Source organism: Pseudarthrobacter albicanus, from assembly GCF_018224015.1.
GTDB classification, from domain to species: domain Bacteria; phylum Actinomycetota; class Actinomycetes; order Actinomycetales; family Micrococcaceae; genus Arthrobacter; species Arthrobacter albicanus.
This window is the reverse complement of sequence record NZ_JAGPOT010000059.1, coordinates 1-14,939: the sequence shown is the minus strand read 5'-3', so window position 1 is coordinate 14,939 and position 14,939 is coordinate 1. Positions and strand designations below refer to the sequence as shown.

The 14,939-nt window shown below is 65.8% G+C and carries 11 protein-coding genes and 2 pseudogenes; 6 read left to right on the top strand and 7 right to left on the bottom strand.

What is annotated here, in order from left to right:
* Nucleotides 1-349: 349 nt before the first annotated feature.
* The gene (locus tag J9611_RS13815) at nucleotides 350-802 is read right to left on the bottom strand and encodes an RDD family protein (RefSeq protein WP_211880941.1); all 453 of its coding nucleotides are present in this window, start codon (nucleotides 800-802) and stop codon (nucleotides 350-352) included.
* 342 nt (nucleotides 803-1,144) lie between these two features.
* Nucleotides 1,145-2,224 (bottom strand): IS110 family RNA-guided transposase, encoded by a 1,080-nt coding sequence (locus tag J9611_RS13810; RefSeq protein WP_211880939.1) that lies wholly within the window; start codon nucleotides 2,222-2,224, stop codon nucleotides 1,145-1,147.
* A 270-nt stretch (nucleotides 2,225-2,494) separates the two neighbouring features.
* Between J9611_RS13810 and J9611_RS13805 the strand changes: the two are divergent.
* Nucleotides 2,495-2,938, top strand: a pseudogene (locus tag J9611_RS13805) (putative endonuclease domain-containing protein); the annotation flags it as partial.
* Nucleotides 2,939-2,956: 18 nt separating this feature from the next.
* Here J9611_RS13805 and J9611_RS13800 read toward each other — a convergent pair.
* Both J9611_RS13800 and J9611_RS13795 read right to left on the bottom strand, forming a co-directional pair.
* On the bottom strand, nucleotides 2,957-3,670 hold the full coding sequence (locus J9611_RS13800) for a queuosine precursor transporter (protein WP_211880937.1): 714 nt from the start codon (nucleotides 3,668-3,670) through the stop codon (nucleotides 2,957-2,959).
* A gap of 247 nt (nucleotides 3,671-3,917) precedes the next feature.
* Nucleotides 3,918-5,351, bottom strand: a complete 1,434-nt coding sequence (locus J9611_RS13795) for an MFS transporter (RefSeq protein WP_211880936.1) — start codon at nucleotides 5,349-5,351, stop codon at nucleotides 3,918-3,920.
* 334 nt (nucleotides 5,352-5,685) lie between these two features.
* Here J9611_RS13795 and J9611_RS13790 point away from each other — a divergent pair, with 334 nt between their 5' ends.
* The 4 genes and pseudogenes from J9611_RS13790 to J9611_RS13775 form a co-directional block, all read left to right on the top strand.
* A complete protein-coding gene (locus J9611_RS13790; protein WP_211880935.1) occupies nucleotides 5,686-6,354 on the top strand; it encodes a response regulator transcription factor in 669 nt (222 codons plus the stop codon).
* Nucleotides 6,351-7,787, top strand: coding sequence for a HAMP domain-containing sensor histidine kinase (locus tag J9611_RS13785; protein ID WP_211880933.1), 1,437 nt, complete (start codon nucleotides 6,351-6,353; stop codon nucleotides 7,785-7,787). Before J9611_RS13790 ends, J9611_RS13785 begins: the two co-directional genes overlap by 4 nt.
* Nucleotides 7,780-8,820: a TAXI family TRAP transporter solute-binding subunit gene (locus tag J9611_RS13780; RefSeq protein WP_211880931.1), complete on the top strand. Its 1,041-nt coding sequence runs from the start codon at nucleotides 7,780-7,782 to the stop codon at nucleotides 8,818-8,820. Before J9611_RS13785 ends, J9611_RS13780 begins: the two co-directional genes overlap by 8 nt.
* 20 nt (nucleotides 8,821-8,840) lie before the next feature.
* Nucleotides 8,841-9,185: pseudogene (locus J9611_RS13775) on the top strand (bifunctional hydroxymethylpyrimidine kinase/phosphomethylpyrimidine kinase); the annotation flags it as partial.
* A gap of 139 nt (nucleotides 9,186-9,324) precedes the next feature.
* Here J9611_RS13775 and J9611_RS13770 read toward each other — a convergent pair.
* The 3 genes from J9611_RS13770 to J9611_RS13760 form a co-directional block, all read right to left on the bottom strand.
* Nucleotides 9,325-10,596 carry a serpin family protein gene (locus J9611_RS13770; RefSeq protein ID WP_211880929.1) on the bottom strand — a complete coding sequence of 424 codons (1,272 nt, stop codon included), beginning with the start codon at nucleotides 10,594-10,596 and terminating at the stop codon, nucleotides 9,325-9,327.
* A 153-nt stretch (nucleotides 10,597-10,749) separates the two neighbouring features.
* A complete protein-coding gene (locus J9611_RS13765) occupies nucleotides 10,750-12,498 on the bottom strand; it encodes a pyruvate dehydrogenase (protein WP_211880927.1) in 1,749 nt (582 codons plus the stop codon).
* Between the two features lie 278 nt (nucleotides 12,499-12,776).
* Nucleotides 12,777-14,288 carry a helix-turn-helix domain-containing protein gene (locus tag J9611_RS13760; protein WP_211880925.1) on the bottom strand — a complete coding sequence of 504 codons (1,512 nt, stop codon included), beginning with the start codon at nucleotides 14,286-14,288 and terminating at the stop codon, nucleotides 12,777-12,779.
* Between the two features lie 145 nt (nucleotides 14,289-14,433).
* On the opposite strand from J9611_RS13760, the gene J9611_RS13755 reads away from it, so the two are divergent.
* A partial coding sequence (locus J9611_RS13755) for a beta/alpha barrel domain-containing protein (protein ID WP_504741983.1) occupies nucleotides 14,434-14,939 on the top strand: 506 nt, incomplete at its 3' end.

Here is a 14,939-nt window from a genome sequence, read left to right as displayed (position 1 = left end):
GTAAAGCGTTTGGATGGAAACCATACTTCCGGGCTTAATCTTTTGAACATTTTGAAAGAATCCAATATAAGTCGGCGCGGTTCACGGAAAGTCAGCCAGACAAACAAAGCAAAGATTGAGTCGAAGTCAAGGTGCTGAATGGCTCCAATGACCACGACAACTGGGCAGCGCCCGCCGCGCTGTTCTTTGTCGGCCGTTCCACCATCCAGCGCGCCAGGACGAGTATCGCGCTGAGGTGGCGGATGGAGGACGTGGCATGGCCTGCCCGGATTCCACCCGCAAAATGGCAGCCCGAACGGGATTCCGCGTGCGAGGTGTCCGGTCCGGCAGCGCTAATGCGCCGCAGGGATCAGGTCAACCGCTCCCAGCAGTCGTCTGCGGCTTGAAGAAATCTCCGTCTGCGGGTCCGTTCCCCGAACAGGGGGTAGCTGGCTGGACTTCCAAAGAGGCCGGTAGCGTTGTTATTGCCTGGAGCGAAGGTGATGGCTATCAGAACCGCTATCGCGGGTACTGATGCGAACGTGAACAAGGAGAGGATCAGCCCGTACGTGCGCCCGGGTGCCTGTCCGTCCCGGGTCCGGATCCGAAAGCCGCCCAAATAGGTTCCGAGCGTGGTTCCGTGGGCATAGAGCGTCCAGTTGGCTGCTACCGCGGCCAGCACGGTCCCCGCAGCGAGCGGAAGCTGGTGTCCGGGAGCGAGAAAGAAAACAGAGGCGACCGGGACCCATACGAGGAGCGAGTCAACAAGAAACGCGAACAGGAAGGAGGGCCAGTTCACTGTCAGGGGGTCCGGGGCATCCACGCAGTGATTCTTCCACGCGACGGCCGCTAATCCCTCCAACCCGCCATGACCGGAGCGGCGAGGCCATCGGAGGCCATAAACAAAACCTCAGCATCAGCAGCCGAGAGTACGCCCACGATGACCCATGGTTCGGTATCGGTGCTCCCCTGCCGGGCACATCAGAGCCCGCCCCCAGGATTCCGAACCGGCGTTCTGCTCCATGCTGGAGCCGACGGATACGGCGGCTCCAGCAGGCCACCCACTGACCGTTACGAGCGCTCCAGCGGGTCGGGATCCTCGCCCGTTACTCTTCAAGCGTGCGCCTGGTGCAATGCACAGTAAAGAGGACGGAACAGCTCACCTTTAGGCGGTGCTGGGCACCGCTCCAGCGGTTCCATTGATGGCATCGGTGTTGAGGTGCCGAAAGATCTGGCGCGTGATGTAGCGCTTGAGGCTGCGGATTATCTCTTTCTTGGTGCGTCCTTGGCTTGTTCGTCTGGCGACATAGTCTTTGGTGGCCTGATCGCGGTTAATTCTGATGAGGGCAATGGTGTAGATCGCTTTGTTGAGTTGGCGGTCGCCGCCGCGGTTCCGGCGGAACCGGGTGGTGCCGCCTGATGATGCAGGGACCGGACAGGTCCCGGCCAGCGCGGCGAATGCCGCTTCGGAGCGGATCCTTCCGGTGTGTGACCAGGCTGTGAGGATGATGGCGGCGAGTACTGGGCCGACGCCGTAAATTCCCAGACCCGGGTGCACTTCTTGCACGAGGGATTCGAGTTCTGTGTGGTTCTTGCCCAGCTGCTCCTGCAGGGTCAGGATCTGCTTTGCAAGCCGGGTGGCTTCCCGGCGGCAGGTTTGAACGCCGAGTTCCTCATCTCGTTCCCGCCATCCGGCGATGGTGTTGACCTGGGCAGTGTTCAACGGCTTGCGGGCATCGATGCCCAGGTCAACGACTCGCAGGAGGGCGGTGAGTGAGTTGATGGCCCCTGTGCGGTCCCGGGCCATGGACCGTCTAGCGATCGTGAGGACGCGCAGGGCCATCTGGTATTGGCCTGAGCGCGGGTCCCGAATCCGGTCCAAGGGGATGCTCAAAGTGGCGCGTGCTGCGCGGGTTGCATCGAGGGCATCGGATTTGCCCAGGTATCTGCCCAGGCGGTGATTCGGGACGGGCGCTTCCGTGACTCTGAAGCCGGTCTCAGCTGCTTGTTGCCTGAGTTTGGCGCCGTAGGAGCCTGTCCCTTCCATAGAGAGCAGGACGGCTTCCGCGGATCCGCTGGTTCGGCGCAGGATCCAGGACAGTGCCCGGGAGCCGCCGGCAGTAGTGGCCGGGAATGTTTCGTTCGCGATCTCTTCACCGGTTGCGGTGTTGATAATGGCCAGCGTGTGGGTTTGGGCGTGGGTATCGACGCCGACTACGAAGCGGAAGTGCTCTGCAACGATCATTCTTTCCTCCTATTGTTCCTGGGCATGGCGGCGCACCGGAGGGTTACGGCGCGGCAGGTCTGTAATGGGCCACACCCGAGCCCGGGTGGGCATGCTTCTAATCAGGCCAGCGCAGCAGACAGAACCGATGCCGGGCCCGGCCAGGACGGACATATCCAAGAAAGCGCACTCCGGAACAGATCAGGTCGGAGGCAATACCATGGGTGAGTCACGTCCTGGCCAGGCCACAGCACCAGCCTGCCAGCCGCTCACGGAGCAGCCAGGGAAAGACTTACAGACCATGGGCTCAGGCTTGGTGCGGACCGTGCCTTGATGGAAGCCATGGCGGACGGTTTGGCGGGTCGCCGCGGCATCAGGAATCTTCGCATGGCCATGATCAACGCCGATCCGAGATCCGAGTCGGCCGGTGAAACGCTCACTCGCGAACTCATCGCACGGCTGAATCTCCCCATGCCCGAGGCGCAGGTTGAGGTGCACAGCCCGGCCGGCCGGCACCGCTTTGACTTTGCCTGGAAAGAGAAAAAGGTAGCGCTCGAGTTCGACGGCAGGGTCAAGTACTTCGGCTACCGGCCAGCAGACGAGGTGATCTACCAGGAGCGGCGCAGGGAGAAAGCCCTCACCGAAGATGGCTGGCGCCTCGTCCGTGCGGAATGGAAGGACGTGTTCCGCGAACAGGAGTTCAAGAACCGGATCCTGACCGCACTCCGGCGTTAGCCGTCGTCGAGATCGCAGCTACGGAGTGGCGGGGGTCGCCGCCCCGTAGCTCGGTTCGCGCTTCTTGATCCAGCCGATCACCAGCGACGTCAGCGGCACAAAGAGGAACTCCACGCCGGTCTTGTACACGAAGCCGACGAGCACATAGTTCACGAACACGCCGACGTCGCTGATCCCGATCACGGACGCGGCGATGCTGCAGAAGATCAGCGTGTCCACGAACTCGCCGGCGCCGGAGGATCCCATCAGCCGGGCCCACAGGGATTTCTCCCCGGTACGGGCCTTCATCCTCACCAGGATCCAGGAGTTGATCGTCTGCCCGGCCAGGAATGCCAGCAGCGAGGCCAGCATGATCTGCGGGACGGGGCCCAGCGCGCCTTCCAGCGCCGCCTGCTTGGCGGCGCCGAAGTCGTCGTCGAAGCCCGGCAGCGCGATGATGATCCAGTAGCAGAGCGAGGCGAACACGGACAGGGCGAAGGTGGTGAAGATGGCCTTGCGTGCCACCTTGAAGCCGTAGACCTCGCTGAAGACGTCGCCCAGGATGTAGGCCAGCGGGAAGAGGAAGAAGCCTCCATCGGTGATGATCGGGCCGATGGCCACCCCCTTGGAGGCGCCGATGTTGGACAGGATCAGCACCACGGCCATGAAGGCCAGCATGATGCCGAAGTACGGGGAACCGATCGAGGCGAACTTCGGCGGCGCTGCGGCCGGGAAAGTCTTGGCGGAAGTCATGGGTGTTCCATTCAGAGTGGTTCGCTCGGCCGCCCGGACCCTCGTGGATGACGACGCAGGGCAGCCGGCTGTACTAGCACTGGATGGCTCCGGGCAGGACGACTGCCGGAACCGCCCTCCAGTCTCTCACCCCGGAGGCGGGGGCGCCCCAAGCGTTAACGACGACGGCGGGCCGCCGGCTGCCGGAACCGAAGTCCCGTAGCCGGCCACCCGCCGTCGTCCTCCCCGCGGCCTGTGGCGCGCGAGGCTAGGCGTCGATAAGGTCCTTGCCGTCGTCCTTGCGGCCGGGACCCGCGCCCGGGCCCGTGCCCGTGCCGGCGGAAGCCGCGGCAGGCTCCCAGGCGTGGCCCTGTTCGTGGTCCAGGTGCGTGGACTTCTTGTTCTTCAGCGCGAAGATGTAGACCACCAGCGAGATGGCGATGGCCACGGTGACGTAGGTGAAGAACAGGTCCACCTGGCCTGCCTTCTGCAGCGCCGCGCCGATCAGCGGAACGGTGCCGCCGAAGAGCGAGTTGCCGATCGCGTAGCCCAGTCCCACGCCCAGGGCGCGGATGGAGGCCGGGAACAGCTCGGCCTTCACGAGGGCGTTGATCGAGGTGTAGCCTCCGACGATCAGCAGGCCGCCCATCATGAGCAGGAACGCCGTGAACGGATCCTTGGTCCCGGACAGCGCGGAGAGCAGCGGCCAGGTGAACAGGACGCCGGTGATGCCGAACCAGAGCAGCAGCGGTTTGCGGCCGACCTTGTCCGAGATGATGCCGTAGACCGGCTGGAGCAGCATGAAGATCAGCAGCGCCCAGAAGTTGATGACCGAGGTGTCGGTCTTGGCGATGCCGGAGGTGTCGTTCATGAACTTCAGGATGAAGTTGGTGTACGTGTAGAAGGCAACGGTGCCGCCGAGCGTCACGCCGATGCAGATCATCAGGGGCTTGAAGTGCTTGGTGAGCAGCAGCTTCATGGTGCCCGGCCGGGCTTCGCCGGCCGCGGCCGGGGCGTTGGCGGCCTCGACCTGTTCGGCCGACAGGGTCTCTTCCATCGAGCGCCGCAGCCACAGGACCACGAGGGCGGCGACGCCGCCGATCGCGAACGGGATGCGCCAGCCCCACTCGGTCAGGATTCCCTTGTCCATGGTGTTCTGCAGGATGACGAGGACCAGCAGGGCCAGCATCTGGCCGCCGATCAGCGTGACGTACTGGAAGCTGGAGAAGAAGCCGCGGCGCTTGGACGTGGCGGCCTCGGACATGTAGGTGGCGCTGGTGCCGTATTCGCCGCCCACGGAGAAGCCCTGGATCACGCGGATGATGACCAGCAGGATCATGGCCCAGATGCCGATGACGTCCTGGGTGGGCAGCACTGCGATGGCGAAGGAGCCCGCGGACATCATCGTCACGCTCCGGGTCAGCGCGGCCTTGCGTCCCTTGCGGTCGGCGTAGCGGCCGAAGAACCAGGCGCCGATCGGGCGCATCAGGAACGACGTCGAGAAGACGGCCATCGCCTCAAGGCCGGCCTGGAGCTCGTCCTTGGAGTTGAAGAAGTGCGACTGGAAATACGCGGCGAAGACGGTGTAGACGTAGAGGTCGTACCACTCGACGAGGTTGCCGGCAGAGCCTTTGAGGATGTTGCCTACGGCCTTGCGGGTCTGCGCTGCCTCAGTCTGGGGCGTGGCTTGAATGGTGCTCATCAGTGAACCTTCCTTGGCTGCGCCGCCACGGGTAACCGTTCCGCGCGTGCTTTCGTGCTGTCCATGGCAACATTGCCCATGGTTCCTCCTCGACGTTGTCAGTCCCCTGAAAACCCGAGGACCCTACCCAAACTATGCGTGATCCACGGCACAACCACTGTCCGCAGGGATTTCCTAACACTTCCTTAGGTTTCGCCCTCCCGTGGATTCCGGCTCCCTGCGGATTCCGCTCCCTGCCCGCCGCCGTTGCCGGGCAGGACGAAAAGGCAGGGGAACGGGTAATCTCCAAAGCGGGCAGGGATTCATACGCCCGACCAACGAAAAGGGACCAGCAATGGAAGTGCTCATCGTCGAGGACGACGACGCCATGGCAGCAGCGCTTGCGGCCGCCGTCGAGTCTGCCGGGCACAGGGCAGCCAGGGTGTCCCGGGGAGCCGACGCACTGCTGGCCCACCGGAGGTTTGAAGTCATCCTCCTGGACCTGGGACTCCCCGATATCGATGGCCTCGACGTACTGCGGAAACTGCGCCAGGTCACGCAGTGTCCCATCCTGATCCTCACCGCCCGCGACGATGAGCGGAGCGTGGTGCTGGGGCTGCGGTCGGGGGCAGATGACTACCTCGTCAAACCGGTGAAACTGGTGGAGCTGCTGGCCCGGATCGAAGCCGTCACCAGGCGCGCAGTCCGTCCCAGCGCCGACAGGCCACGAAGCATCGTGCTGGGGGACCTGGAGGTGGACCTCGACCGGCGCGTAGCGGCCCTCCGCTCCCAGGTGTTGCCTTTGACCGCGACCGAGTTCGATCTGCTCGCCCTTCTGGCCCGGCACGCCGGCTCGGTGGTCACCCGGGAACAGATCCTGGACGCGCTGTGGGGGGATGCTTTCGTCGCGTCCTCGCGTTCCCTGGATGTGCACCTGACGGGGCTGAGGGGCAAACTGCAGTTGCCTGGTTTCATCATCAACGTCCGCGGCGTCGGGTACCGGATCGAGGCGGATCCCGCGTGAAACTGCGCGTCCTGGGCCTCCTCAGCCTCATGTCCGTCCTGATGGTCATCACCGTTTCCAGCGCCATCCTGACGTCCGTCAGCCGGGAGCTCACGCAGGAGCTTCAGATCAACCGGGCCGCCGCGCTCAACCGGTTCGCCCAGGTGGCCTACGAGGCCGCGGTGGACGGTGATTCCACCCAGCTTCAACGGGACATGGACAGGTACTCCGGGCTTTACGGGGAGGGCGTCCTGGTCCGTCTGCAGCAGGGCACCGTGCGCTCAGGCGCCCTGAGCGAGGACAGGGCAGATGTCAGGGACGCCATCGCCAGGGCGAACCTGAACCTCAGCGACACCAGCCTCGCCCCGCTGCCGCCGTTTGGAGCCGGCTCCGAGGTGATCTCCCGCTCCTTCGGAAGCGCCAGCCAGGTCCTGGGCGAGACCGTCCTCGAAGTCAACCCGGACGCAGCGCGCCAGAAACTGCGGGACCGGTGGCTCGTCGTCGGGCTTGCCTCGTCCGTGCTCGGGGCGCTGCTCATTGCGGCCGCCGCGCGCGTGACCGGATGGGTGCTGCGGCCGGTTCACCGCCTGAATTCGGCGGTGACGGAACTTGAGGCAACGGGCAGGACCAGCCAGCTTCCGGAGGACGGGCCGCCGGAGCTGAGGCAACTCAGCCGTTCGTTCACCAAAATGGCGCAAACCGTCAGCCAGAGCATCGAATCCCAACGCCAGCTGATAGCCGACACGTCGCACCAGTTGCGCAACCCGGTGGGCGCCTTGCGGTTGCGGATCGACCTGCTGCAGCTGGAACTTCAAACGGACCGGGAGAACGCCGCGGCGGCCGGGGTGCTGGCAGAACTTGAGCGTGTGGAGGAGATCCTGGACGGAGTGCTGAAGCTGGCGGCGGCGGAGCACAGGGCGTCCGAGGATTCTGCCCGTGCCGCAGTCAGCACCGCTTCCGGCGGGCACCGGACACTCATCGACCCCTTCGTGGTCCTGCAGGAGGAAGTGGAACGGGCAGGACCCGCCGCGCAGCGCACCGCAACGTCCATAGTGCTGGAGCGGCCGCCCGAGCCTGCCGTCCAGGTGGCCTGCAACTCCGCTGAGCTGGCCCAGATGGTGGGGGAACTTCTCAACAACGCCATCAAGTACGCGGCCGGCGCCCACATCTCGGTTGCCGTCCGCGCGCGCCCCGACGGGGCCATCGTTGAGGTATCCGACGACGGCCCCGGACTTTCGGCGGATGAAATGGCCGCAGCAACCACCAGGTTCTGGCGGTCACCGCGGCACAATGGGATCCGTGGCAACGGCCTGGGCATGACCATCGTGGACAAGCTGGCCGCGGCCAACGGTGCCCGGCTCCTGCTGGCGGGGCGGTCTCCGCATGGACTGATCGCCCGCATCGATTTTCCCCGGCCGTTGTCCGTGGCGGACCAGGGGCGGACGGATGGCTGACGCCAGGACCCAGGATGCCCATCTTCCCTCGCGGCGGACAGCCTTCAAGGCAGGGCTGGCCCTGGGCGTGTCCGGCCTCCTGCTGCCCACGCTGAATGCCTGCACCCCGGAGGACCGTTCACGCACCGTAACGGTGGCCGGAGGCGAGCCCGGCGGCTTCTACCTGGAGTTTTCCACCCTGCTTGCCGAGTCGCTGCAGCGTCATGGCGTGGTCGGCACCGCCGTGCCCCAGGTTACGGATGGCAGCCTCGAGAATATGCAGCGCCTGCTCGCCGGCGACGCCACGTTCGCCGTCGCCCTGGCTGATGCGGCGGCGCAGCAGGCCGCGCAGCATGCGGCGGCACAGCAGGCGGCGCCGGGGCCGTCGTCGGGCGCCGGGGGCATTGTCGCGCTGGGGAAGGTCTATGAAAATTATGTCCACTGCCTGGTGCGGAAGGACAGCGCCATCCGTTCCTTCGCCGATCTCGCAGGGAAGACCGTGGCCATCGGCGAGGCAGGGTCGGGAACGTCGCTGACCGCGCACCGCATCGTCGCAGCCTCCGGCCTGTCCGCGGCCGGAACCGCTTCCGCGGACAATCCGGTCAGGGAACTGAACCTCGGCCTGAACAATGGACTCGCAGCCCTCAAGGAGCGGTCCGTGGATGCCCTGTTCTGGTCCGGCGGTGTGCCCACGGCCGCCATCACGGCGGCCAACAGGGAGATGGGGCTCGCGATGATCGATCTGTCTGCCCTCATCCGGCAGACCCGGGCACAATTCGGTGCTTTCTACGACCGGGTCCTGATCCCGGAGAACAGTTACGAAGGCATTCCCGGGGTCTGGACGGTGGGCGTAGCCAACCTGCTCCTGTGCCGCGGGGATCTGGACGAGCGCATCGTGAAGCGAACGGTCGAACTGCTGGTGGACCAGGCCCAGGAACTCATCCCCCGGTCCAGCCTCGGCGTGCAGTTCCTGAGCCCTGAAACACTGATCAACACCGCTGGCGTGCCGCTGCACCCTGCCGCGGCGGCCGCCTATCGGGACCTGCATGGCTAGGACAATGGCAGGAGGGTGACATGACTTCAGTTGCCTCCAACAACCTTTCCGCCGTCACAACCGGTAACTTTCCCGCCGTCGCCCTCACCGTCGCCGGATCCGAAGCCGCGGGCGGTGCCGGCGCGCAGTCCGACCTCAAGACGTTCCAGGAGCCAGGCGTCTTCGGCATCGCGAACCTGACGTGCATTGTCTCCTTCAATCCCAAGGGCAACTGGAACCTCCGGTTCGTCCCCGTGGATCAGCAGGTCATTGCGGACCATTTGGAGGCGACGACGGCGGCATACGGCGCCGCTTCCGGCGCACCCTCGGTGCTGGGCACCGTGAAGATCGGCACGCTGGGCAGCCCGGCCACCATCAGCACCGTGCACCTGACCGGGCCGACGCCGTCGACGTCTACTACGACGGCGAGACGCTGGAAGTCCTCTCCGAAGCGAAGGTGGGTGAGGTGGCGGCGCTCCGTTCGATGCCCTGTGGGAGGGCGGACCGCGCTCGGCAGGCAAACGGTCAGCGCGGGTCCGATACTTTGCCCATGAAGAGGGGCAGCCCGGTCTCGACGTGGACGATCTCGTAGCGGAACGGCCGGTCGAAGCGGATGACCTTCATCGCTTGGACGACGCCGCTTACGGCCTGTGCATTGATCTGGGTCACCGCAGCGGCAACCGTGCCCTTTTCCGCGACGGTGATGTTAGCCGCCTGCGCCGCCTGCTTGATCACCATGCCCTGCTGGATTGCGTTAAAGTCGGACTCCGTTTGGAGCATTTCCTGCAGTCCCAGCGAGGCGAACACCCTGCGCAGATCAAAGCTGCTCTTCTGGTCCCACTTCGGCAAGTAAATCTGCACCGTCGTCGGTGCGGCTGCCTCAAGGGCGCGGGCAGCGTCGGCGAGGCCTGGTGCTCCGGACCCGGGAGTACCGATGTCCGGCAGTACGAGCCGCATCACAAAACCGTCGGCGTAGGGCAGATCCACGGCGCTCCATCCCGCCCCCTCTGCATAAGCGACCTGCTGGATGGTCTGCATCGTAGGCACGTTGGGCTGCTGGCCGTCCCCCGTCGTAAACGGGAGGTCAGAAGTTCCCGCCGGGTCAAAGGGAACCTTCCAGGCCGAGGCAAGGTACACCGCATTGAGCAGGCTGAAGGTGTCCTCGGGGTCATACGGCGCCGGTGATTTCTTGATCCGGCCGCCGGTGTTCTTGTCCACCCAGGCGTCCATGGCCGACTTGGTGGCGGACGCATCCCGGAAGGCCACGGGGTAAACGCCCGTCCCGTAGTGCCCGGCCAGGGTTTTCAGGTATCCCTCCCCGGTGGGCACGCCCTTGTCCACGAACAGGCCGTTCGCCACGTGCAGGACCGGTGTACGCGGTGGATTCTTTTCGTCAACCGAGCCGGGATCGCCGTCGAACTTTTCCAGAGACGCAAGCAGCGCGTTCATGGCTTCGTCGCGATTTTTCCCAGGGAGCCCCAGCACCCGGTCCATCTCGGTAGCCGTTTCTCCGGTGGCGCCCGCTCGGAGCATGGCCAAGGCGATCAGCAGGCTGCCCGGGGACGAGATCACGTTGCCGTTGGCGCCGTCGCCGCCGTCGGACAGGAGCGCCGCTCCGAGTTTCTGCGCGGAAGACCGGAACGCCTGCAGCTCGGCCCCGTAGGGGGCGCCGTCCACCGAGGCCCGCTGCACGCCGTCGGCCTTTAGCAACGCCGGCGGCGACGCCGAGCAGGCCGACAGTGCCAGGGCCACGACGGCCGCGGCTGCCACAAGCCTTGCTTGAAGTTTCTGTTTCATTGCCGCCCCTTTGGCCAGCCCCTCAGCCACATTGGAATGGCGGGAACCCGCCTATGGCCAGTCAACCAGTCGGGGCTGAACAGAACGATGCCTGCCGGGTCACGGTTTGCCGTCGGTTTGGTGACGACGCCGAATCGGAGCCTCAGGGTTACCTCAGCGCCGGGGGATGTTGCGCAGGTTGCTCCGCGCCATGCTGACTGCCTCGCCGGCGCCCCTGTTGAGGACAACCTTGGACATCGCGGTGGCAAAGCCCAGGATCTGGGCGCCCTTGATTTTCGGCGGGAGGGAGAGCGCCTTCGGATCCGTGATCAGCTCCACAAGCGAGGGTCCCGGGTGGGCGAAGGCTTCCCGGTAGGCCGCCTCGATTTTGGCCGGGTCGCTGACCCGGACGGCGTGGAACCCCAGGGCCCGGGCGACCGCCGCATAGTTCGCATCGGGCACGTCCACGCCGAAATCGGGGAGCCCGTCCACCAGCATTTCCAGTTTGACCATGCCCAAGGTGGAATTGTTGAACACCACCACGTTCACCGGCAGCCGGTGCGCGGCGACGGTGATCAGCTCCCCCAACAGCATCGACAGGCCGCCGTCTCCCGACACCGAAACCACCTGACGCCCCGGGTACGCCAACTGGGCACCGATCGCGTGCGGAAGCGCGTTCGCCATGGAGCCGTGCAGATACGAGCCAATCAGGCGGCGGGTGCCGAGCGGGTTGATGTAGCGGGCGGTCCAGACATTGCACATGCCCGTGTCCGCGGTGAAGACCGCGTCCTTCGCCGCCACCTGGTCAAGCAGTGAGGCCGCGTACTCGGGGTGGATCGGCTCTTTCGTTTCCGCTTTGCGGGTGTAGGCTCCGACGGCTTTGTTCATGAGCCGGTCGTGCTTCCTGAGCATCCGGTCGAGGAAGCGGCGGCTCTTCTTCGCCTGGAGCAAGGGCATCAGCGCAGCAAGCGTGGGCAGCACGTCGCCGTGGACGGCGATGTCGACGTCGGTCCGCCGGCCCAGTTTGTGTGCGGCGCGGTCCACCTGCGCCGTGCGGGTCCCGGGGAGGAACTGGTCGTACGGAAAGTCCGTGCCCAGCAGGATCAGCAGGTCGGCGTCCTCGATCCCCTCCGCGGCGGCGCCGTAGCCCAGCAATCCCGTCATGCCGATGTCATAGGGGTTCTCGTACTGCATGAAATCCTTGCCGCGGAGCGAATGGCCGATCGGTGCCCTGATCAGTTCGGCCAGGGCAATGACCACGTCATGGGCGCCCTGCACGCCGGCCCCGGCGAAGATGGCCACCTTTTCGGCCGCATTGATCGCATCGGCCAGCTGCCGGACGCTTTCCGCAGCCGGCGTCAGGGTTGCCGGCACAAACGCGGCGGGAAGCGGGGTGGCGGCTGTCGCTTCCAGGCCGGCGATGTCACCGGGAAGGGTCACGACGGCGACTCCCCGGAGGGCGACGGCGTGCTGGATGGCGCTGTGCATGACCCTCGGGGCCTGGTCGGAGGTGCTGATCAGCTCGGAATACACCGAACATTCGGTGAAGATCCTGTCGGGGTGCGTCTCTTGGAAGAAGCTGCTGCCGATCTGTTTGCTGGGGATGTGCGATGCAATGGCCAGGACCGGCGCTCCGGAGCGGTTGGCGTCGTAAAGCCCGTTGATCAGGTGCAGGTTTCCGGGCCCGCACGAGCCGGCGCACACGGCGAGGCGGCCGGTCAGCTGGGCTTCCGCCGCGGCTGCGAACGCCGCGGCCTCTTCGTGCCGCACGTGGATCCAGTCGATTCCACCCTGTTTGGCGCCACCGGTTTTGCGGACGGCGTCGACAATCGGGTTAAGGCTGTCGCCGACTATCCCGTAGATGCGCTGGACTCCGGCGGCCTCAAGTTGTTCGACGAGCTGGGTTGCAAGTTCCTTTGCCATGGGTGCACGCTCCCGCAATCGGATCTGTTGGCTGATACGGCAAATATAGTCCGCGCTGGCAGGGTCTTGTCCTCTGACGCTCCCTCAGCTTCCGCACCAACCGGCCGGACGCTTCCTCAGATGATGTGAGGGAGCGTCGGCCCACACCGTGCGGGACGTGAGGGAGCGCCGGCCCACACCGTGCGGGACGTGAGGGAGCGCCGGCCCACACCGTGCGGGCCGTGAGGGAGCGCCGGCCCACACCGTGCGGGACGTGAGGGAGCGCCGGGGGTCGGGGCTCAGCTCCCCGAGTGCGCCTGCAGGAACGAGTAGACCTCGGTCTCGTCCACGCCCGGGAACGCTCCCGGCGGCATCGCGGCGAGCAGGTGCGAGTGCGCCCGCGCCGAGGGCCAGGCGTTCCCGGCCCACTCCGTCGCCAGGGCAGCCGGCGGGCGCCGGCAGCAGCTTTCGTCCGGGCAGGTGGACTTGGACCGCTCCGTGGTGTCCCGCCCGCGGAACCATTTCACCTGCGCGTAGGGCACGCCCACCGAGAGCGAGAACTCGCCGTTCGCGGAGCGCTCCGTCCGGGCGGTGCACCAGTAGGTCCCCGCCGGAGTATCCGTGTACTGGTTGTAGGCGCTGAACTTGTCCGGCACGTCAAAGACCACCCGCGACGTCCAGTTCCGGCACGAGGGCTGGCCCTCGATGGCGCCCGTGTGGTCCTGCGGGAACGTCACGCCGTCGTTCTCGTAGGCCTTGTAGATGATGCCGCTCTTGTGGGTCTTCTGGAAGTGCGTGCGGATGTCCAGGTGCTCGGTGGCCAGGTTGGTGAAGCGGTGCGCGGCGGTCTCGTAGGAGACGGCGAAGGCGTCCCGGATGTCCTCGACCGCGATTTCCTTGGCGGCCTTGGCCTTCTGCAGGAACTCGACCGTCGCCTGTTCCGGCAGCAGGAGCGCCGCGGCGAAGTAGTTTGTGGCCACGCGCTGCATCAGGAAATCCCCGTAGTTGCTGGGGGTTTGGTGGCCCAGGACGTAGTGCCCCAGGGCCTGCAGCAGCACCGAACGGGGGTCGTGGTCGCTGCGCGCGTTCTGCGTGAGATAAATCCGGTGGTTCTTAAGATCGGTCACCGAGCGGGTGGAATGGGGCAGGTCGCCCACGTGATGGAGGCTGAAACCGAGGTGCCCGGCGATGTCCGCGATGACATGGTGGGACAGCGGTCCGCTGGTGTGCCCCACGGAGGCGAGGACCTTCTGCGCCTCGGCCTCGTACTCCGGGAAATAGTTATTCCGTTCACGCATCATGGCGCGCAGTCCGCCGTTCGCGCGGCGGGCCTCCTCCGGCGTCGCGATCTGCTCGTTGAGCCGGCGTTCCAGCTCGTGCTGCAGGCCCACCATCGACTCCAGCACATCCATCGGCAGCCGCGAGCTGATGCGGATTTTCGGCAGGTTCAGGGACTCATAGATGGGGCTGCGCTGGTAGCGTTCCAGCTCGATCTCGAGCGCCGCGCGCCGGTTGGGCGGCTCCGCCCCCAGCAGTTCGTCGATGCTGACGCCGAGCGCCGCGGCGAGCTGCTGGAGCAGGCCCAGTTTCGGCTCGCGTTTGCCGTTTTCGATCAGGCTCAGCTGGCTCGGGGCGGTCCCGACGGCGGCGCTCAGGTCATCGAGCGTCAGCCCTGCCGCTTTGCGCAGATGGCGGACCCGGCGGCCCATGCTGATGACGTCCACCTCGGGCACCGAGGGAGTCACGGCGGACGAAGCTTGGCGATTCCAACTGGCGGGGTGCATTTCTTGAGGATACGCGAAGAAGTGCATTTCTTTCCATGGTTTTGGTCTAGAAACCCCCTTGAAAGTGCAGAAAAGTAGGTCTTACGGAGAAAAACACCGCACCGGAGCCGCCGGTCCCGCCTTCAATGACGAAGGCGGGCCGGCCACCCGGGGCACAACCAAGGAGACAACGATGACTGCAGCATTTGAGCCCACCCAGCAGACGCCCGAAGAGCAGGCCGCCGCCCTGGAGCTCGAGTGGGCTGCCGACCCTCGCTGGGAAGGTGTCACCCGGGACTACAAGGCTTCCGACGTCATCCGCCTCCGCGGCCGCGTCTCCGAGGAGCACACCCTGGCCCGCCGCGGCTCCGAGAAGCTGTGGAAGCAGCTCACCGAGGAACACAGCACCGGCAAGTACACCAACGCCCTCGGCGCCCTGACCGGCAACCAAGCAGTGCAGCAGGTCAAGGCCGGGCTGCGTGCCATCTACCTTTCCGGCTGGCAGGTCGCCGCCGACGCCAACAACTCCGGCCACACCTACCCGGACCAGTCCCTCTACCCGGCCAACTCGGTGCCGACAGTGGTCCGCCGCATCAACAACGCCCTGCTCCGCGCCGACCAGATCGAGTTCTCCGAGGGCATCCAGACCGTCGAGGACTGGATGGTCCCGATCGTCGCCGACGCCGAGGCCGGCTTCGG

What these genes read in the sequence shown, in the direction of transcription:
- J9611_RS13810 (WP_211880939.1), bottom strand. Translation starts at nt 2,224, where the DNA reads ATGATCGTTGCAGAGCACTTCCGCTTCGTAGTCGGCGTCGATACCCAC.
- J9611_RS13800 (WP_211880937.1), bottom strand. Translation starts at nt 3,670, where the DNA reads ATGACTTCCGCCAAGACTTTCCCGGCCGCAGCGCCGCCGAAGTTCGCC.
- J9611_RS13795 (WP_211880936.1), bottom strand. Translation starts at nt 5,351, where the DNA reads ATGAGCACCATTCAAGCCACGCCCCAGACTGAGGCAGCGCAGACCCGC.
- J9611_RS13790 (WP_211880935.1), top strand. Translation starts at nt 5,686, where the DNA reads ATGGAAGTGCTCATCGTCGAGGACGACGACGCCATGGCAGCAGCGCTT.
- J9611_RS13780 (WP_211880931.1), top strand. Translation starts at nt 7,780, where the DNA reads ATGGCTGACGCCAGGACCCAGGATGCCCATCTTCCCTCGCGGCGGACA.
- J9611_RS13770 (WP_211880929.1), bottom strand. Translation starts at nt 10,596, where the DNA reads ATGAAACAGAAACTTCAAGCAAGGCTTGTGGCAGCCGCGGCCGTCGTG.
- J9611_RS13765 (WP_211880927.1), bottom strand. Translation starts at nt 12,498, where the DNA reads ATGGCAAAGGAACTTGCAACCCAGCTCGTCGAACAACTTGAGGCCGCC.
- J9611_RS13760 (WP_211880925.1), bottom strand. Translation starts at nt 14,288, where the DNA reads ATGCACTTCTTCGCGTATCCTCAAGAAATGCACCCCGCCAGTTGGAAT.